Source organism: Micromonospora sp. NPDC018662 (assembly GCF_044391475.1).
Taxonomy (GTDB): Bacteria; Actinomycetota; Actinomycetes; order Mycobacteriales; family Micromonosporaceae; genus Micromonospora.
This window is the reverse complement of record NZ_JBISAC010000018.1, coordinates 17,590-35,685: the sequence shown is the minus strand read 5'-3', so window position 1 is coordinate 35,685 and position 18,096 is coordinate 17,590. Positions and strand designations below refer to the sequence as shown.

The 18,096-nt window shown below is 73.1% G+C and carries 18 protein-coding genes; 5 read left to right on the top strand and 13 right to left on the bottom strand.

Translation table 11 applies throughout. From position 1 onward, the window contains the following. Window positions 1-9: 9 nt before the first annotated feature. The 7 genes from ACH495_RS30670 to ACH495_RS30640 form a co-directional block, all read right to left on the bottom strand. A complete protein-coding gene (locus tag ACH495_RS30670; protein WP_396861201.1) occupies window positions 10-168 on the bottom strand; it encodes a hypothetical protein in 159 nt (52 codons plus the stop codon). Further along, window positions 165-545: a trypsin-like peptidase domain-containing protein gene (locus ACH495_RS30665; protein WP_396861200.1), complete on the bottom strand. Its 381-nt coding sequence runs from the start codon at window positions 543-545 to the stop codon at window positions 165-167. Before ACH495_RS30665 ends, ACH495_RS30670 begins: the two co-directional genes overlap by 4 nt. Before the next feature lie 82 nt (window positions 546-627). Next, complete coding sequence (locus ACH495_RS30660; RefSeq protein WP_396861199.1) at window positions 628-1,137, bottom strand: GNAT family N-acetyltransferase; 510 nt, start codon at window positions 1,135-1,137, stop codon at window positions 628-630. Further along, the gene (locus ACH495_RS30655) at window positions 1,134-2,063 is read right to left on the bottom strand and encodes a ribonuclease Z (protein ID WP_396861198.1); all 930 of its coding nucleotides are present in this window, start codon (window positions 2,061-2,063) and stop codon (window positions 1,134-1,136) included. Before ACH495_RS30655 ends, ACH495_RS30660 begins: the two co-directional genes overlap by 4 nt. 304 nt (window positions 2,064-2,367) lie before the next feature. Beyond that, the gene (locus ACH495_RS30650; protein ID WP_396861197.1) at window positions 2,368-3,552 is read right to left on the bottom strand and encodes an osmoprotectant NAGGN system M42 family peptidase; all 1,185 of its coding nucleotides are present in this window, start codon (window positions 3,550-3,552) and stop codon (window positions 2,368-2,370) included. Beyond that, complete coding sequence (gene ngg, locus ACH495_RS30645) at window positions 3,549-5,390, bottom strand: N-acetylglutaminylglutamine synthetase (RefSeq protein ID WP_396861196.1); 1,842 nt, start codon at window positions 5,388-5,390, stop codon at window positions 3,549-3,551. The genes ACH495_RS30650 and ngg overlap by 4 nt, the downstream gene beginning before the upstream one ends. 2 nt (window positions 5,391-5,392) lie before the next feature. Next, entirely contained in the window at window positions 5,393-7,183 is a 1,791-nt protein-coding gene (locus ACH495_RS30640; RefSeq protein ID WP_396861195.1) for an N-acetylglutaminylglutamine amidotransferase, read from the bottom strand. 345 nt (window positions 7,184-7,528) lie between these two features. Between ACH495_RS30640 and ACH495_RS30635 the strand changes: the two genes are divergently transcribed. Then, window positions 7,529-9,700, top strand: coding sequence for a HelD family protein (locus ACH495_RS30635; RefSeq protein WP_396861194.1), 2,172 nt, complete (start codon window positions 7,529-7,531; stop codon window positions 9,698-9,700). Between the two features lie 120 nt (window positions 9,701-9,820). Here ACH495_RS30635 and msrA read toward each other — a convergent pair whose 3' ends face one another. From msrA to ACH495_RS30615, 4 genes are all read right to left on the bottom strand, one after another. Beyond that, window positions 9,821-10,483: a peptide-methionine (S)-S-oxide reductase MsrA gene (msrA, locus tag ACH495_RS30630; RefSeq protein WP_396861193.1), complete on the bottom strand. Its 663-nt coding sequence runs from the start codon at window positions 10,481-10,483 to the stop codon at window positions 9,821-9,823. A 75-nt stretch (window positions 10,484-10,558) separates the two neighbouring features. After that, complete coding sequence (locus ACH495_RS30625; protein WP_396861192.1) at window positions 10,559-10,972, bottom strand: HIT family protein; 414 nt, start codon at window positions 10,970-10,972, stop codon at window positions 10,559-10,561. 121 nt (window positions 10,973-11,093) lie between these two features. After that, on the bottom strand, window positions 11,094-11,474 hold the full coding sequence (locus ACH495_RS30620; RefSeq protein ID WP_396861191.1) for a nucleotidyl transferase AbiEii/AbiGii toxin family protein: 381 nt from the start codon (window positions 11,472-11,474) through the stop codon (window positions 11,094-11,096). Between the two features lie 17 nt (window positions 11,475-11,491). Next, complete coding sequence (locus ACH495_RS30615) at window positions 11,492-11,818, bottom strand: hypothetical protein (RefSeq protein WP_396861190.1); 327 nt, start codon at window positions 11,816-11,818, stop codon at window positions 11,492-11,494. 96 nt (window positions 11,819-11,914) lie between these two features. Between ACH495_RS30615 and ACH495_RS30610 the strand changes: the two genes are divergently transcribed. The 4 genes from ACH495_RS30610 to ilvA are packed head-to-tail and all read left to right on the top strand — an operon-like array spanning window position 11,915 to window position 16,695. Then, on the top strand, window positions 11,915-13,057 hold the full coding sequence (locus tag ACH495_RS30610) for a cystathionine gamma-synthase (protein WP_396861189.1): 1,143 nt from the start codon (window positions 11,915-11,917) through the stop codon (window positions 13,055-13,057). 15 nt (window positions 13,058-13,072) lie between these two features. Continuing rightward, window positions 13,073-14,485 carry an amidase gene (locus ACH495_RS30605; protein ID WP_396861188.1) on the top strand — a complete coding sequence of 471 codons (1,413 nt, stop codon included), beginning with the start codon at window positions 13,073-13,075 and terminating at the stop codon, window positions 14,483-14,485. Window positions 14,486-14,536: 51 nt separating this feature from the next. Then, window positions 14,537-15,478 (top strand): DUF4328 domain-containing protein, encoded by a 942-nt coding sequence (locus ACH495_RS30600; protein WP_396861187.1) that lies wholly within the window; start codon window positions 14,537-14,539, stop codon window positions 15,476-15,478. Further along, a complete protein-coding gene (ilvA, locus tag ACH495_RS30595) occupies window positions 15,475-16,695 on the top strand; it encodes a threonine ammonia-lyase (RefSeq protein ID WP_396861186.1) in 1,221 nt (406 codons plus the stop codon). The genes ACH495_RS30600 and ilvA overlap by 4 nt, the downstream gene beginning before the upstream one ends. Window positions 16,696-16,817: 122 nt before the next feature. On the opposite strand, the gene greA is transcribed toward ilvA, so the two are convergent. Beyond that, a complete protein-coding gene (gene greA, locus ACH495_RS30590) occupies window positions 16,818-17,318 on the bottom strand; it encodes a transcription elongation factor GreA (protein WP_343443422.1) in 501 nt (166 codons plus the stop codon). 145 nt (window positions 17,319-17,463) lie between these two features. Then, window positions 17,464-17,895 carry a DUF4307 domain-containing protein gene (locus ACH495_RS30585; RefSeq protein WP_396861185.1) on the bottom strand — a complete coding sequence of 144 codons (432 nt, stop codon included), beginning with the start codon at window positions 17,893-17,895 and terminating at the stop codon, window positions 17,464-17,466. Window positions 17,896-18,096 lie beyond the last annotated feature (201 nt).

The window sequence follows — 18,096 nt, the reverse complement described above, 5'->3', positions numbered from 1 at the left end:
TAACACCCCTCACCGGCTGCCCAGCTCGGTGGGGACCGCCACCACGTCGACGTACGCGCCCGTGCGCAGCAGGGCGACCGGCAGCCGGGCGCCGATGGCCGGTCCGAGCATCAGCCGTTGCAGGCTCTGCCCGTCCCGCACCGGTCGCCCGCCCGCCGAGACGATCACGTCAGCCGGTCGGCGTCGCCCAGCTCGACCGGCGGCACGCCGGCCTCCGCGGCGCGCAGCACGGCCAGGTCCGACAGCGGGTCCGCGCCGACCACCCGGAACCGGGTCTCGGTGCCGTCGCCGAAGGCGGCCACGCCGCCGGTCGCGCCCGGCACGACGTGCGCGCTGGTCAGCAGTAGCCCGTCCGGGTCGATCACCACGGCCGCCCCGGCGCCCGCGCCGCGCGGCGTCCGCACCGACAGGGCTGCGACCGCGGGCAGCACCTTCGCCGCCACGCCGGTCACCACCCGGGAGTACGCGTCGAGCGCGGCGTCGTCGGCCCGCCCGGTGTCCTCGGTGTCCATGCCGCTGCCAACGCGGCACCCGCCGGCGCTCATGCCCGCATCCGCCGAGAGCGAACGGGCGAGGTGTTAACAAGGGGCCCCGCCTATACCGGAGGCGTTAACCGGGGGCCCCTCCTTAAACCTCGCGCGCGTAGCGGAGCTGCGGCACGAGGGCGGTGCCGATGCGGTCGGTGCGCCGGGCGCCGGTGGCGTGCCAGCCGCCGCGCTCGTAGAAGCGCCGCCCGGTGGCGTTGTCCCGCAGCACCCACAGGGCGGCCCGGGTCCACCCACGGGCGCGCATCGCGGCCAGCGCGTCGACCATCAGTGCCCGGCCGGTGCCCCGGCCCCGCTCGTCCGGGTCGAGGTGGATGGCGTTGAGCAGCCCGGTCGCCGGGTCGCCCTCGTCGTCCGGCCCCAGGTAGCTGAAGCCGACCAGCCGCCCGTCCCGCTCCGCCACGATCATCCGGTGGTCCGTGGCCTCCCAGGTCAGCCGCTCGACCCAGTAGCGGCCCATCGCCTCGGGGGTCGGGTCGGCCAGCGCCGCCGGCGGCAGGAACGACGAGTACGCCGCCACCCGGGAACGCTGGTGCAGGGCGCCGACCGCCATCAGGTCGGCCTCGGTCGCGGGGCGTAGGGAGACGGTCACCCGGGCGACGGTACCCGTCGGGGTGGCACCGGAACCGTGATCAGGTCCTCGGCGATCACCAGGTCGCCGGTGAAGTGGGCCCGGGCCTCGTCGTGGAACCGGCGCGGGTCGGCGTACCGCTGGGAGAAGTGGGTCAGCACGAGTGTGCGTACCCCCGACTCGGTCGCCACCCGCGCGGCCTGGCCGGCGGTGAGGTGGCCGACCTCGGCGGCGAGCGCGGCCTCCGACTCCAGGAACGTCGACTCGATGACCAGCAGGTCGGCGTGCTCGGCCAGCGCGTACACGCCGTCGCAGAGCCCGGTGTCCATCACGAACGCGAACCGCTGCCCCGGCCGGGTGACGCTCACCTCGTCGGAGGTGACGCGGCGCCCGCCGACGTCCAGGTGGCCCTCGCGGAGCAGCCGACCCACCGCCGGACCGACGATGCCGTACGCGGACAGCCGCTCCGGCAGCAGCCGGCAGCCGTCCGGCTCGACCAGCCGGTAGCCGTACGTCTCGATCGGGTGCCGCAGCCGGCGGGCCTCCAGCGTGCCGACGCCCAGCGCGACGCGTTGCCCGTCGGCGTCGATCGGCTCGACGGCCAGCTCGGCGGTCTCGTGGAAGCTCGACGCGTGCCGCAGCCGGGCGAAGTAGTCGGCGTCGCCGGCCGGGAAGTGCACCGCCACCGGGTGGGGGACCCGGTCCAGCGAGAGGCGCTGGATCATGCCGGGCAGCCCGAGGCAGTGGTCGCCGTGGAAGTGGGTGACGCAGATCCGGGTCAGGTCGGTGGCGGTCACGCCGGTGTGCAGCATCTGGCGCTGGCTGCCCTCGCCCGGGTCGAAGAGGATCACCTCGCCGTCCCAGCGGAGCAGGTAGCCGTTGTGGTTGCGCGCCCGGGTGGGGGCCTGACTGGCCGTGCCGAGCACCACCAGCTCACGCATCGACACCGCATCCTCCGGCTGACATGGAACGACCCCCGGGGCTTCCGCGCTCGCGCGCGGGCCGGCTGGACTGGGCCGGCACCCCGGGGGTCGGGTGGCTGTCGTGGTTTCGCCGCACCGCTGCCACACGGTCTCGACGATCGTGCTGCCCGCCTCGCGACGGACGATGTCTCACTGTCGAGGACAGCGGCTAGCGGACAGCCACCTCACGAGTCCGATTGCTATACAAGTCTGGACCACCTCCTTTCCCGTGTACCGCCACGCTATCCACTTCCCGGCGGCCTCGGCAACGGATTTCGATCACAGACGTTCACTCCACGCCGATCGGGCCCTCGCGCGGGCCCTCCTCGTGGGCCGGCTGCACCGCCAGCGACGGGAAGTCGGCCAGGTCGCCCTCCGGCTCGGCGTCCCACTCCGGGAAGACCAACGGGCTCTGGAGATAGAGGCAGAGCAGTTGGGCGAGCTGGTGCAGGCCGTCGAGGTGGGTCCGCTCGTGGCCGTGGGTGGCGTCCACGCCGAAGCCGAGCAGCGCCACCCGGGCGTGCGCGCCGGCCTCGACCGCCGAGGCCGCGTCCGAGCGGTAGTAGTCGAAGACGTCGCGGACCAGGTCGACGCCGTGCTCGCGGGCGATCGCGGCCAGGTTGCGGGTCAGGTGGTAGTCGAACGGTCCGACCCCGTCGCCCATGGCCAGCGTGGCCGCGTTCTCCCGGGACTGCTGGCCGGGCGCGACCACCGCCGCGTCCACCGAGACGATCTCCGCCACGTCCGGGTCCAGCCCGTGGCTGGCGCCGTGCCCGATCTCCTCGGTGACGGTGACCAGCAGGTGCGCGGTGACCGCGGGCGTGACGCCGGCGTCGACCATGGCCTTGAACGCGGTCAGCACGGCGGCGACGCCGGCCTTGTCGTCCAGGTGCCGGGACTTGACGTACCCGCTGGGGGTGATGGACGGGTTGGGCAGCAGCGCGACGAAGTCCCCGGCGTCGATGCCGAGCGCCCGCAGGCCGGCCTCGTCGTGCACCGGCTCGTCGACCCGGACCTCGACCAGCTCCCAGCCGACGCCCTGGAGGTCGACGGCCTCGTTGTAGCGGTGCCCGCTCGCCTTCAGCGGCAGCACCTGGCCGGTGACCACGCGGTCCAGGTCGTCGGTGAAGATCCGCACGTGGGCGCCCTCGGCGAACCGGGCGCTGTGCGTGCCGATCGGGTTGATCTCCAGCCGGCCGTTCTCCTTGAGCCGCTTCACCATGCCGCCGATGGTGTCGGTGTGCACCACGATCGCCCGATCGGCCCCGGTCGACCGGGGGCCGGGCAGGCAGGCGCTCAGCGCCCCGCGCCGGGTCAGCGTGGAGCTGATCCCGAGCGCGGAGAGCCGCTCGCCCACGTACTGCTGGATGTGGTCGGTACGCCCGGACGGGCTGGGGATCTCCAGCAGTTCCACCAGCACCTGGCGCAGGTATTCGAGGTCGAGCTTGAGCGGTTGGGGTTTGCGTGCGGTCATGCCCCTGAGCCTGCCGCACCGGCCGGCGACCAGAGTCGCTGCGGTGCCCGCGTGCCCGGGAAGAGCAGGTCGACGAACCGTTCGGCGGTCGGCTGCGGCTCGTGGTTGGCCAGGCCCGGCCGTTCGTTGGCCTCGATGAACACGTGTTCCGGCGCGTCCGGTGCGGGCACCAGCAGGTCCAGCCCGGTGACCGGGATGTCCAGCGCCCGGCTGGCCGTCACGCACGCCTCGGCGATCGCCGGGTGCAGTTCGGCGGTCACGTCGTGGATGGTGCCGCCGGTGTGCAGGTTGGCCGTCCGCCGGACCGCCAGCACCTGCCCCTCCGGGAGCACGTCGTGCATCTGGAAGCCGGCCTCGGCCACCACCTCGCGGGTCATGTCGTCGATCGGGATCCGGGACTCGCCGCCGGTGGCGGCGGCCCGACGGCGGCTCTGCCGCTCGATCAGCTCGGTGACGTCGTGCACGCCGTCGCCGGTGATCTGCGCGGGCCGGCGGACCGCGGCGGCCACCACCTCGTGGTCGATCACCACCACCCGCAGGTCCTCGCCGGCGCGCAGCTCCTCGATCAGCACGTCCGGGCAGAACCGCCGGGCCAGCTCGACGGCGGCGGTCAGCGCCTCCGGCGTCCGTACGCCGACGGTGATCCCGTTGCCCTGCTCACCACGCGCCGGCTTGACCACCACCGGGCCCACGTCGGCCAGGAACGCCAGGTCGTCGGGCTCGCCGGTGGCGGTCCGCCCACGCGGCACCGACAGGCCCGCCTCGGTCAGGATGCGCCGGGTCACCCGCTTGTCGTCGCAGCGGCTCATCGCCACCGCCGAGGTCAGCTCCGACAGCGACTCGCGGGTGTGGATGGTCCGGCCGCCGCTGGTCAGCCTCAGCTCACCCCAGTGCGGGTCGGTCACCTCCACCCGGATGCCGCGCCGCATCGCCTCGTCCGCGACGATCTTCGCGTACGGGTTCAGGTCGTCGTACCCCTCGGGCATGGCGGGCAGGAAGAGCCGCTCGTTGATCGGGTTCTTCCGCTTCACGCAGAGCGTGCCGGTGCGGTGGAAACCGAGCCGCTCGTAGAGCCGGATCGCGCCCGAGTTCTCCGCCAGCACGGACAGGTCCACGTACGCCCGGCCGCGCGCGTCGAGCTGGTCGGCGAGCGCGGTGAGCAGCGCCTGGCCGGTGCCGGGCGGAGCGGTGTTGAAGTCCACCGTCAGGCACCAGAGGCTGGCGCCCCGCTCCGGGTCGGCGAAGACCGCGACATGGTCCACGCCGGTGATGGTGCCGACCACCTCGCCGGCCGCGTTCTCGGCGACCAGGTGCAGGAACCGGTCGGTGCCGGCGTTGTCCACCAGCACCTCGACCGGGGCGGTGACCATGCCGTTGCGGGCGTAGATCCGGTTCACCGCGTCCGCGTCGTCGGCGTCGCGCAGCGACCGGACGGTCAGCCCGGGGATGTCCTCGCCCTCGGTGGCGGCCGGCCGGCGCTCGCCCAGCGGCAGCCGGTAGGTCAGCGACGGGTCGATGAACAGCTCGTCCGGCAGCCGGGAGACCAGCACGTGCGGGTCGCGCAGGTAGATGCAGATGTCCCGGGCGCCGTTGGCCTCGGAGCGCAGCACGTCGGCGACGTGCACCTGGTCGGTGAAGGTCTGGCCGAAGACCAGCCGGCCCCAGCCGCAGTCCAGCACCACGCCGGAGGCGTCGGTCGCCACGGCGGTGGACGGCAGCGCCGGTTCCGGCGTACCGGGGGCGACCGGGTCGCCGCCCGGGCCGGTGCGTTCCCGGCGCCGGCCCAGCACCCGTTCCCGGTCGGTGCGGGCCGTGCCGGTGGCGAGGGTGTCGGTCATGGTCAGTCGATTCCGTGGCTCTGGAGCCACATTTCCAGAAGTCCCAGTTGCCACAGCTTGTTTCCGTTCAACGGGGTCAGTTCGGCATTCGGGTCGGCGAGCAGCGCGTCGACGTAGTCGGCGCGGAACAGGTCACGGCGACGCGCCTCGGGGGCGCTGAGCGCGTCGCGGACCCGGTCGAGGAGCTTGCCCTCCAGGTGGGTGAGGCCGGGCACCGGGAAGTAGCCCTTGGGCCGGTCGATGACCTCGTGCGGCAGCACCCGCCGGCCGATCTCCTTGAGCACGCCCTTGCCGCCCTGGGCCAGCTTCAGCTCCGGCGGGCAGCTCGCGGCCAGCTCGACGAACTCGTGGTCGAGGAACGGCACCCGGGCCTCCAGCCCGTGCGCCATGGTCATGTTGTCGACCCGCTTCACCGGGTCGTCGGTGAGCATGACCTGGGTGTCGATCCGCAGGCCGGCGTCGACTGCGGTCTGCGCGCCCGGCCGGCCCAGGTGGGCGGCGACGAACTCGCGCGCCGGGTCGCCGTCGGCAAGCCACGCCGGGTTGAGCACCCGGGCCAGTCCGGCCGCGTCGCGGTCGAAGAACGCCTTCGCGTACGTCTCGAGCGCCTGCTCCCGGTCCACCCCGGCCAGCGGCGGGTACCAGTGGTAGCCGCCCAGGATCTCGTCCGCGCCCTGGCCCGACTGGACCACCTTCACGTGCCTGGCGACCTCCTGGCTGAGCAGCCAGAACGCCACGCAGTCGTGGCTGACCATGGGCTCGCTCATGGCCGCCACGGCGGCCTCCAGCGGCGGCAGCAGGTCGCCGGTGGGCACCCGGATCTGGTGGTGGTCGGTGCCGAACGTCTTCGCCACCAGGTCGGAGTAGACGAACTCGTCGCCCTCCCGGCCGCCCACCGCGTCGAAGCCGATGGAGAACGTGGCCAGGCCGGAACGGGCCTGCCCCTCGCCGGCCAGCAGCGCGACCACCAGGCTGGAGTCGAGGCCGCCGGAGAGCAGCACACCCACCGGCACGTCGGCCACCATCCGGCGGCGGACCGCGGTGGTCAGCGAGTCGAGCAGCGCGTCCTGCCAGTCCCGCTCGGACCAGCCGGCCCGCTCGGCGGCCCGGCCGAACGCCGGGTCCCAGTAGACCCGCTCGCGGGTGGTGCCGTCCGCCTCGTACACCTTGACCGTGGCCGGCGGCAGCTTGGTGACGCCGGCGAGGATGGTCCGCGGCGGCGGCACGATGCTGTGGAAGCTCAGGTAGTGGGCGAGCGCGACCCGGTCGATGGTGGTGTCGACCCCGCCGCCGGCTAGCAGCGCCGGCAGCGTCGAGGCGAAGCGCACCACGCCGGGGCTCTCGGCCAGGTAGAGCGGCTTGATGCCGAGCCGGTCCCGGGCCAGCACCAGGCGGCCGGTGTCCCGCTCGCTGATCGCCACCGCGAACATGCCGACCAGGTGGTCGACGAAGTCGAGCCCCCACTCGGCGTACGCCTTGACCACGACCTCGCTGTCCCCGGCGGAGAAGAAGCGGTGGCCCTTGGCCTGCAACTCGGCGCGCAGCTCGCGGTAGTTGTAGATGCAGCCGTTGAAGACCCCGGTGAGGCCCGCGGCGGCATCCACGATCGGTTGGCCGCTCGCCGCGGACAAGTCGATGATCTTCAGGCGCCGGTGTCCCAGCGCGGTCGGGCCCTGCGACCAGACGCCGCTGTCGTCGGGCCCTCGGTCACTCATCGTGGCCGCCATCCGTTCCACGGCCGAGACGTCGGCCCGTGAACCGTCACGACGGAACTCTCCCGCAAGTCCGCACATACGAGCCAATGCTGCCAGAGCTTGTTGCAGTTCGCCTGTTGAGACGATGACGAACGTGTGACAGCTTGCTACGATGCGCCGTCACCGAGGGTGGTTGCCTGTCACGGCTGGGGTTCCTGCCCGCCCGGGAGGGATGCCGGAAATGTGCCCGGCCCACGGTGTGACGAACACCGCAGACGCAACCTCGGCGAGGCCACAATCGGCCGGGAACCGCAAGGCATTGAGATACCCCTCTCCGCGGACAGGTTTTCCGGCCGACGAATGAGAAGCCGACCCTATGCTTGTCGCCGGAACGCACCGCGGCTCGTCCGGGCCGAGGAAAAGCGCCGATACAAGGGTTTTCGAATGCGCCGGAAATCTGCTCCGAGCAACAGCACTGCCGGTCTCGGCGAACTGCCGCCGGACGGCGACCCACCGATCCCTGTCGCAGCGGGCGACGCGCGCCGATCCGCGATTGCCGAGGAACAGGAGTTCCTCGACCTGGCCACGGCGCGGCGCGACGGGCTCGCCGCCCACCTGCGGGCCGAGCTCTCGTCGGACGCCCTGGACGCGGTGGAGCGAGCGCGGCAGCGGCTGCTCCGCCAGCAGTACGAGGAGCTACGGCGAGCGCGGGACGGGCTGGTCTTCGGCCGCCTCGACGGTCTCGACGGCACCGTGCGACACGTCGGCCGCGTCGGTCTCCGCAATGACGGCGACGACGGTGAGCCGCTGCTGGTGGATTGGCGGGCTCCCGCGGCTCGACCGTTCTACACCGCGACGGCTGTCGACCCACAGGGTCAGGCCCGGCGTCGTCACATCCGCACGACGGGATCGACAGTCGTCGGTGTGGACGACGAACCACTCGACGGGACCGCAACGACGGAACTCGTCGGTGAAGGCGCCCTCCTGGCCGCCCTGGACCAGCGGCGTACGGGCCGCATGTCGACGGCGATCGCCACGCTGCAACGCGAACAGGACGACATCATCCGGGCGGAGGCGACCGGCCCGCTGATCGTCCAGGGCGGTCCCGGCACCGGCAAGACCGTGGTTGCCCTGCACCGCGTCGCCTACCTGCTGTTCGCCCACCCGAAGATCGCCGAGCAGGCGGTCCTGGTCCTCGGCCCGTCGCCGCGGTTCCTCGACTACATCGCCCAGGTGCTGCCCGCACTCGGTGAGACCGCCGTCGTCTCGGCGACCTGCGACACGCTGCTGCCCGGGATCCGCGTGGGCCGCGACGAGAGCCGGCTTCTCGCCGAGATCAAGGGGCGCGCCCTCTGGCAGTCCGTGCTCGAGAACCACGTCACGTCGCTGCTTCCCCGGCCCCGGGCGCTGAAGCTGCGCTGGGCGGGCGAGTTCTACGTCATCCCCGCCGCGACGGTGGCACAGGCACTCGCCTCGGCGGTGCAGGGACGCCCGTACCACCGCGCCCGCACGGCGTTCGCCGAGCAGCTGCACCACATCCTCGCCGACGCCGTCGTCGCGCAGCGCGAGGCGCTGATGGACGAGATGGAGGAGGGCTTCGAGGACATCCTCGCCCGCGTCGACCGGAGCATGCAGCAGGAGCACCCGGTCCGGAGAGCCACCGGCAGCGACGTGGACGGATTGTTCTCGGAGGAAGAGGTGGAGAGTCTTCCGCACCGGATCGCCGAGAACGCCGCCATCGCACGGTTCATCGAGGCGTGGTGGCCCAGCCTGAACCCCGAAACGCTCCTGCGTGACCTGCTGACCGACCGCACCCTGCTGGCCCGGTCCGCCCCGCAGCTCTCCGCGGCGGAGACCGCCGCCGTCGCGGGCGAGCCCGCACCGTGGGCATCGAGCGACATTCCCCTGCTGGACGCCCTCGCCGACCTGCTGGGCGAGGTCGGGACCCCACCGCCCCAGGGCGAGTTCGTCGCCGACCACGCTCGCCGGCAGCGCGACTGGGTCTACGGCCACGTCGTCGTCGACGAGGCGCAGGAGCTGTCCGAGATGCAGTGGCAGATGGTCCTTCGGCGCTGTCCCGGTCGCTCCATCACCGCCGTCGGCGACATCGACCAGGCGGAGGCGGCGCACCGGCACACCAGCTGGGCGCAAGCGGTGCAGGCCGTCTTCCGCGACCGTTGGACCGCCGCGGAACTGACCATCTGCTACCGGACCCCGCGTGAGGTCATGGACCTCACCGAACCCGTCCTGAAGATGGCCGGCAGCCGCAACGCGCCGCCACGGGCGGTCCGCTCCGCCGGCATCGCCCCCTGGGTGCGCACGGTCACGCCCGACGAGCTGGCCGGCGCCGCGACCGAAGCGGTGCGGGAGCTGCGGCAACGGTGGCGGGGCGGCACGGTCGGCGTCATCGCCCCCGCCGACCGTGTGGCCGACCTGCGGGCCGTGCTGAGCGACGTGTCGGTGCTCACCGCGACCCAGTCCAAGGGCCTGGAATGGGACGCGACGGTGCTCGTCGACCCGCGGGGCATCGCCGCCGAGCCGCGCGGCTGGAACGGCCTCTACGTCGCGCTCACGCGGTGCACCCAGGAACTCGGACAGCTGGTGCTCGCGGAGTGATCGCCGCCGTTCAGGCTGTCGGGCACGATGAGCGGCTTGGGGCGTACCCACCGGGGCGGGTGCCGTTCTCCCCGTTCATCGTGCCCTCCGCGCCGTCCGGTCCGGACTGCCGGATCGGGCCTAGCTCCCGGTGCGGGCCACGCCGACCGGGCAGCTCAGCCCGTTGGGGCCGTGGTTGCAGTAGCCGTTCGGGTTCTTCGTCGGGGCCAAATATTGCTGGTGATAGTCCTCGGCGAAGAAATAGTCGCCCAGCGGGGCGATCTCCGTGGTGATCTCACCCTTGCCGGCGCGCGCCACGATCGGCGCGAACGCGTCCCGCGAGGCCAGCGCCGCGGCGCGCTGCTCGTCGGTGGTGGTGTAGATCGCGGAGCGGTACTGGGTGCCCACGTCGTTGCCCTGACGCATGCCCTGGGTCGGGTCGTGGTTCTCCCAGAAGACCTTGAGCAGGTCCTCGTAGGCGATCGTCGACGGGTCGTAGACCACCTGGACCACCTCGGCGTGCCCGGTCATGCCCGAGCAGACCTCCTCGTACGTCGGGTTGGTGGTGTAGCCGCCCGCGTAGCCGGCCGACGTGGTGAGCACGCCGGGCAGCGTCCAGAACAGCCGCTCGGCACCCCAGAAGCAACCCATGCCGAAGACGGCGACCTGCGCGCCCTCCGGGAACGGGCCCTTCAGCGAGGACGGCAGCACCTCGTGCCGGTCGGCGATGGGCATGGCGAGCGGGCGGCCCGGCAGGGCCTGGTCAGGAGCGATCATCTCGGCCTTCATGCGGCGGAGGAACACGGTGGGACTCCTCTCGTGGCTTTCCCCAGCCTGTAACAGCGCCGGAGCCCGGTTCCTTACCCGCCCGCCCCGACGTCAGGCCAGCGCGGCCGAGATCCGCCCGGCGAAGCCGGTCGCCTCCGCGTCGTCGGCGTACCGGGTGCGCGGCCAGAAGAAGCCGCGCAGCCCGTCGCCCTTGGTGCGGGGCACCACGTGGGTGTGCAGGTGCGGGACGGACTGGGACACCTTGTTGTTCATCGCCACGAACGTCCCACCGGACCCCAGGCCGGACTCGACCGCCACCGCGACCCGCTGCACCAGGCAGAAGTAGCCGGGCAGCGCGTCCGCCGACAGGTCGGCCAGCGCCACCAGGTGGGTGCGCGGCACCACCAGCACATGGCCCTTGAACACCGGCCGGGTGTCCAGGAACGCCACCCCGTCCGGCTCGTCCGTCACCACGAAGCCCGGTATCTCGCCGGCCACGATCCCGCAGAACACACACCCGCTCACCCGCCCAGGCTAGACCTGGCCGATCCGCCGCCCGCCACCCCGAGGATCATGAGGGTGGCGGCGACATACCGGACGGTCGTCACCGTCAACTTCATGATCGATTGAGCTGCGGCGGGGTTGGTCACTGCCGGTCGAGGTATGCGTCCCAGTCGTCGTCGGGGACGCCGGACGGGCCGGGCTCGCCGTTGGCGAGGCGCGTCCGAATGTTCGCCTCCCACCGGCGCGCCCAGCGCCGCAGCTCTGCGATGTCGGCGGAGGGGTCGCTGACCAGCAGCCGTGCCATGCGTGGTGTCACCTCGACGACACGGCATCCGAAGCCCGCCGCCAGGTACGCAGCCGCCAGACGGTCGGCCACGTCAGGCAGCGGTAGGGCGGTGGCGGTGGCGAAGTCGATGTCGCGCGAAGGGCGGCGGACAAGGTCATGTGCGACGAGGGCATAACCGCCGGCGAGGACCAGGCCGAGTTCGTCGCCAGCACGGAACCCGATGCGCAACAGGCGCACGTGCAAGCCGTCCACGGCTACGCGGCCAGTCCCGGCAGCCTGCTTTCCCACAGAGCGATCACACGTCGAGCGGTCAGCCTGCGGATGCGGGCCCAATCCTCGCGCAGGAGGGCCGGGTTGACGAATCTGGCGATGTCCTCGCGCTGCCCGCAGTCCATCAGCGTGCGGTAGAGCGTGAGCCGCTGCCCGCGGTCCTCGACATCGAAAGTGGTCAGCCCGGACCACGCGAGTCGGATCGGCAACCTGACCTGGCCGCGTTCGGGCCCCCTGAGCTCGTCCAACGACGCGGGGATCCGGTCGACGACGCCGAGCAGGCGGGACGGCAACGCTTCGGTCGAACTCACCGGCCCAGTATGGCCGACCGGCCCGACAACCTCGCGGTTGTGACCCGCGCCCGGGTTCCCGGCACCGGGGCGAACCGGCGGACTAACGTCTCGGGCATGAGTCACGGCTTCGAGACGCTCGCCATCCACGCCGGCCAGGACCCGGAGGCCCGCACCGGCGCGGTGATCCCTCCGATCTACCAGACCAGCACCTACGCCCAGGACGCGGTCGGCGCGCCCCGCGAGGGCTACGAGTACAGCCGCTCCGGTAACCCCACCCGGGACGCGTTGCAGGAGTGCCTGGCCGCGCTGGAGGGCGGCCCGGTGGGGCTCGCCTTCGCCAGCGGCCTGGCCGCCGAGGACACCCTGCTGCGGACCGTCTGCAAGCCGGGCGACCACGTGGTGATCCCGGACGACGCGTACGGCGGCACCTACCGGCTGTTCGCCAAGGTGGCCGAGCGGTGGGGCCTGGACTACACCCCGGCGAAGGTCTCCGACCCGGACGCGGTCCGCGCCGCGATCCGGCCCGGCGCCACCCGGATCGTCTGGGTGGAGACGCCGACCAACCCGCTGCTCGGCATCGCCGACATCGCCGCCCTGGCCGCCGTGGCGCACGACGCCGGCGCGCTGCTGGTCGTCGACAACACGTTCGCCTCGCCGTACCTGCAACAGCCGATCGCGTTCGGCGCGGACGTGGTGGTGCACTCCACCACGAAGTACGTCGGCGGGCACTCCGACGTGGTCGGTGGCGCGCTGGTCGCCGCGGACCGCACGCTCGGCGAGGAACTGCGCTACCACCAGAACGCGATGGGCGCGGTCAACGGCCCGTTCGACGCCTGGCTCACCCTGCGCGGCATCAAGACCCTCGGGGTACGGATGGACCGGCACTGCGACAACGCCGAGCGGATCGCCGCCTTCCTGGACGGCAACGCGAAGGTCGCCCAGGTGATCTACCCGGGCCTGCCGTCGCACCCGGGGCACGAGGTGGCCGCCAAGCAGATGCGCCGGTTCGGCGGCATGATCTCGTTCCGCGCGGCGGGCGGCGAGGAGCACGCCGTCCAGATCTGCAACCGGGCCCGGCTGTTCGTGCTCGCCGAGTCACTCGGCGGCGTGGAGTCCCTGATCGAGCACCCCGGCCGGATGACACACGCGAGCGCTGCCGGCTCGCCGCTTGAAGTTCCCGGCGATCTCGTGCGACTGTCTGTCGGCATCGAGACGGTCGACGACCTGCTCGCCGATCTGGAGCAGGCACTGGGCTGACCGCTGGACGGGAGGGTGGCAGTGCCGGACATCTTGCCGACGACCTGGGTCGGGGCGACCGCGAAGCAGATCGCCCGCGCGGTGCGCCGCGGCGACGTCTCCGCCACCCAGGTGGTGGCCGACCACCTCGACCACGTGTCGCGGGTCGACGCCGAGCTGGCCGCGTTCCGCACGGTCCGTGGCGGCGAGGCGATCACCGAGGCGGAGAAGGTCGACGAGCAGGAGGAACTGGCCGACCTGCCGCTGGCCGGCGTGCCGGTGGCGGTCAAGGAGAACACGCCGGTGGCCGGCCTGCCCACCTGGAACGGGTCGGCCGCGATGCGTACCCCGGTGGCGGAGGCCGACCACGAGGTGGTCCGGCGGCTGCGCGGCGCGGGCGCGGTGATCATCGGGGTGACCCGGATGCCGGAGCTGGGCCTGTGGGCCCTCACCGACGACGACAGCGGCGTGACCCGCAACCCGTGGGACCGCTCGCGTACCCCGGGTGGCTCCTCCGGCGGCGCGGCCGCCGCGGTGGCCGCCGGGTTGGTGCCGATGGCCCACGGCAACGACGGCCTCGGCTCGATCCGCATCCCGGCGGCCTGCTGCGGCCTGCTCGGGCTCAAGCCGGGCCGGGGCGTGGTGCCCTGCCAGCTCGGCGCGGACGACTGGTTCGGCCTCACCGAGCACGGCATGCTGACCTCGACGGTGGCGGACGCGGCGGTCGGCTTCTCGGTGCTGGCCGGACGCCGGCCGGACAAGCTTGTCCCGCCGCCGCGGCTGCGGGTGGGCGTCTCGCTGCGTTCCCCGGTGAAGGGCGTCTCGCCGGACGCGGCGAACCGGGACGCGGTCGCCGCGGCCGGCCGGCTGCTGGCCGCCGCCGGGCACGACACCGTCGGAACCGACCCGGTCTACCCGACCCGGCTCGGGCTCCAGGGCATCGCCACCTGGCTCGCGGCGGCGGCGGCCGACGTGCGGGCCGCCGGCGTGGCGCCGCGCCAGCTCCAGCGGCGCAGCCGCCGGCACGTCGCGCTCGGCGAGTGGGCGCAGCGCCGGGGCTACGTCAAGGAGGCCGACCGGGCCGCCTGGCGCGAACGGTCGGTGCAGTTCTTCGCCGACCACTCGGTCGACCTGCTGCTCACCCCGGCGCTGGCCGGGCCGCCGCCGGAGGCCGCCGGCTGGTCCGGCCGCTCCTGGCTGGCGAACATGTCGGCCAGCATCCGGTACGCCCCGTTCGCCGCGCCGTGGAACATCGCCGGTCTGCCGTCGGTAGTGGTGCCGGTCGGCCGTCGCCCGGACGGGCTGCCGGTCGGCGTGCAGTTCGTCGGGCCGCCCGGCTCCGAGCTGCTGCTGCTCGGGGTGGCCGGCCAGTTCGAGATGCAGGCGCCGTGGGCGCGGCACGCCCCCGGCTATCCCCGCGTCGGAACGGGGTCACCGGCTCCCGCATGATCGTCTAACGTGTGCGCGTCCCTGTCGTGCGCACCCCTCGGACGGTCCCCGATGCACTGCCAGACCTGCGGGGACGCCACGTCCCCCGCCTTCGACGAGTGCCAGCGCTGCGGCACCCGCCACGGCCAGCCCGCGGTGCTGCCCGGCGTGCCCACGTACCCGGTCCGGGGCCTGGGGTTGGCCGTCTGCGTCGCGGTCGGCGCGACCGCCGCGCTGTTCACGCTCTCCGCGTTCTTCCCGCTGCTCGGCGTCCACCTGGCCCGTTCGGCCGCCGAGCAGCTCGACCGGGACGTGCTGCTCGGCGCGGTGCTGGCCGAGGTCCTGTTCACCCTGCCGTTCATCCTGGCGGTGCTGGTGGCCGCGACGCTGGTGGTCATCTGGACCTGGCGGGTGCGCAAGAACCTGGACGCGTTCTCCGGCGCGGCGCCGACGCAGGGCACGGCCTGGGCGATCGCCGGTTGGCTGGTGCCGTTCGCCAATTTCGTCGTGCCGGCCCGGGTGGTGGCCGAGGTGGCGCGGTACAGCCTGTGGCGCCGTCGCACGCCGTGGCTCGTGCCGCTCTGGTGGGCGGCCTGGCTGGTCTTCTCCATCGGGGAGCGGGTGGTCGCGCAGCTCGAGGAGCAGCGGTACGAGCGGCTGACCGAGTGGCCGCGCAGCGAGGCCGAGTTCGCCACGTACGTCACCTTCTACCAGGAGGCGCTCGCGCCCCGCCTGGTGCCGGTGATCGCCTGCCTGGTCGCCGCGGTCTCGTTCGTCGTGCTGGTCCGCCGGATCTCCGCCGCCCAGCAGGACCGGATCGCGCGGGCCCGGCCCGCGTTCCCGGGCTGGCCCGGTCACCCCGGTCACCCTGGCTGGCCCGGTCACCCCGGCCAGCCCGGCTGGTCGGGACATCCCGGCTGGCCGGCGGCCGGCGCCGCCGCCCCCGTGCCCGCCGGCCCGGCGGTGACGTCGCCGCAGCTCCCGCCCGGGGCGGGTGGCACGATCGGGGCATGACGGAACTGGTCGGTCTCGCCGACGTACAGGCCGCGCGGGAACTGCTCGCCGGCGTCACCCGCACCACCCCGCTGGAGCCGTCCCGGCCGCTCAGCGCCGCGCTCGGCGGGCCGGTCTGGCTCAAGTGCGAGAACATGCAGCGCGCCGGGTCGTACAAGGTGCGTGGCGCGTACGTCCGGATCTCCCGGCTCTCGGCGCAGGAGCGGGCCCGGGGCGTGGTGGCGGCCAGCGCCGGCAACCACGCCCAGGGGGTGGCGCTCGCCGCCGGCCTGGTCGGCACGCACGCCACCGTCTTCATGCCGGTGAACGCGCCGCTGCCGAAGGTCGCCGCGACCAAGGGGTACGGGGCCCGGATCGAACTGGTCGGCAACACCGTGGACGAGTCGCTGATCGCGGCGCAGACGTTCGCGGAGCGGACCGGCGCGGTGTTCATCCACCCGTTCGACCACCCGGACGTCATCGCCGGTCAGGGCACGGTGGCGCTGGAGATCCTGGAGCAGTGCCCGGACGTGCGCACCATCGTGACCGGGGTGGGTGGCGGCGGCCTCGTCTCCGGGATGGCGGCGGCGGCCAAGGCGCTGCGTCCGGACGTACGGGTGATCGGGGTGCAGGCGGCGAGCGCCGCCGCCTTCCCGCCCTCGTTGCGGGCCGGCGAGCCGGTCCGGCTGCCCTCCTTCGCGACCATCGCCGACGGCATCGCCGTGGGCCGTCCCGGCGAGCTGACGTTCACCCACGTCCGGAAGCTGGTCGACGACGTGGTCACGGTCTCCGAGGAGGACATCTCACGGGCGTTGCTGATGCTGCTGGAGCGCGGCAAGCAGGTGGTGGAGCCGGCCGGCGCGGTCGGCGTGGCGGCGCTGCTGGCCGGCGCCGTCGAGGTGAGCACGCCGGTGGTCGCGGTGCTCTCCGGCGGCAACATCGACCCGCTGCTGATGCTCCGGGTGATCGAGCACGGCCTGGCGGCGGCCGGGCGGTTCCTGCGCATCACGGTGCGCTGTACGGACCGGCCCGGGCAGCTCGCCTCGCTGCTCGGTGAGATCGCCGAGCACCGGGCCAACGTGGTGGACGTGGTGCACCAGCGGGCCAACCCGCACCTGCGGCTCGGGGAGGTGGAGGTGGCGCTCTCCGTGGAGACCCGCGGGGTGGCGCACTCGGACACGCTGATCAGCGCGTTGCGGGCGAGCGGCTACCAGGTGGTCTTCGCCGGCGAGGAATGAACGGCGAACGCCCCGGCCGGTGATCCGGTCGGGGCGTTCGACTGGTGTGGCTCGGGTCCGAGGAGCCTGTCAGCCTCGGTCGGGTCGGACCCGAGCCGGCCGGCGCGGGTCCGCCAGCGGGATCAGCCGGAGTACGGCTCGAACGACACCACGGTCACCTTGATGTCGGCGCCGCTCGGCGCCGTGTAGGTGCAGGTCTGGCCGGCCTTGCCGCCGAGGATCGCCTTGCCGAGCGCGGACTCGGGGCTGTAGACGGTGAGCTCGGTGGTGGACGCGATCTCGCGGGAGCCGAGCAGGAACGTCTCCGTGTCGTCGGCGTCGTCGTCGAAGTAGATCGTCACGACCATGCCGGGCGACACCGCGTCGGCATCCGGCGCCTCACCGACCTTGGCGGTGCGCAGCAGCTCCTTGAGGTAGAGGATGCGCCCCTCGGCCTTGCCCTGCTCCTCGCGGGCGGCGTGGTAGCCACCGTTCTCCCGCAGGTCGCCCTCCTCGCGCCGGGCGTTGATCTCGGCGGCGATGACCGGCCGGTTGGCGATCAGCTCGTCGAGCTCGGCCTGCAGGCGGTCGTGAGCGTCCTGGGACAGCCAGGTGGCGGGCGCCTCGTTTCCGTTGGTGGACACAGGCGATCTCCTCGGTTGGTGCGGACTGGCTGACAGGTGAACTACCAAGCTACCAGTGCCGCGCCCGTCGGGGTGTGCTCGATCACCCGGGGTGCCGGCGGCGGGACCTCGGGTACGTGTTCCGGCAGCTCGCCGGCGCTCCGGCTCAGGCCGGTCGGCAGCGCAACACCTCGCCGATGAACGGCCGGGCGCTCGTCGGCACCTCCTGGCTGGCCCGGACGTGCCGCCGGCCCGGCTCGGCGGTCACCGTGGCCTCGACGTGGCCCACCTCGGCGCCGTCGTGCGAGCGGGCCCGCAGCAGGCAGGTGGCGGCGCCGCCCGGCGGCACGGTGACCCGGAAGTCGACCACCACCCGGGTGTCGGTGATGCCGGTGTAACTGATCATCTCGCCCTGGTACTCGGGGTCGCCGTACTGGGTGTAGAGCTTCGCGGCGCCCAGGCCGAGCACGGCCAGCAGGACCGTCACCGTCAGCGCGAGCAGGAGCGGCCGGCGGCGCCCCGGCTCCCGGCGGCGGCCGTAACGGCCGGGCGGGAAGACCGGCGTGCCCGGTACGACTGTGGCGTGCGTCTCGCTCACCGGCGGGTATCTCCTGGCGTTGTTGTCGGCGGCATCGGCAAGAATGGCAAGGTCCATCTTCCCAGCCCGGCGCTGAGTCAAGGATGGCAGGTCGGCCTGACCGGCCCGGGTGGTCCCGGCCACTCCGGCGGAGGCCCGACCGGCCAACACGGGGGCTTTCGCGGGCGCGGGGGGAGATTCCGGCAGGTCAGCCGGTCGGCC

Bases quoted from the DNA above. Each gene is read 5' to 3' on its own strand.
- ACH495_RS30665 (WP_396861200.1), bottom strand. From the start codon at position 545: ATGAGCGCCGGCGGGTGCCGCGTTGGCAGCGGCATGGACACCGAGGAC.
- ACH495_RS30650 (WP_396861197.1), bottom strand. From the start codon at position 3,552: ATGACCGCACGCAAACCCCAACCGCTCAAGCTCGACCTCGAATACCTG.
- ngg (WP_396861196.1), bottom strand. From the start codon at position 5,390: ATGACCGACACCCTCGCCACCGGCACGGCCCGCACCGACCGGGAACGG.
- ACH495_RS30640 (WP_396861195.1), bottom strand. From the start codon at position 7,183: ATGTGCGGACTTGCGGGAGAGTTCCGTCGTGACGGTTCACGGGCCGAC.
- ACH495_RS30635 (WP_396861194.1), top strand. From the start codon at position 7,529: ATGCGCCGGAAATCTGCTCCGAGCAACAGCACTGCCGGTCTCGGCGAA.
- ACH495_RS30610 (WP_396861189.1), top strand. From the start codon at position 11,915: ATGAGTCACGGCTTCGAGACGCTCGCCATCCACGCCGGCCAGGACCCG.
- ACH495_RS30600 (WP_396861187.1), top strand. From the start codon at position 14,537: ATGCACTGCCAGACCTGCGGGGACGCCACGTCCCCCGCCTTCGACGAG.
- ilvA (WP_396861186.1), top strand. From the start codon at position 15,475: ATGACGGAACTGGTCGGTCTCGCCGACGTACAGGCCGCGCGGGAACTG.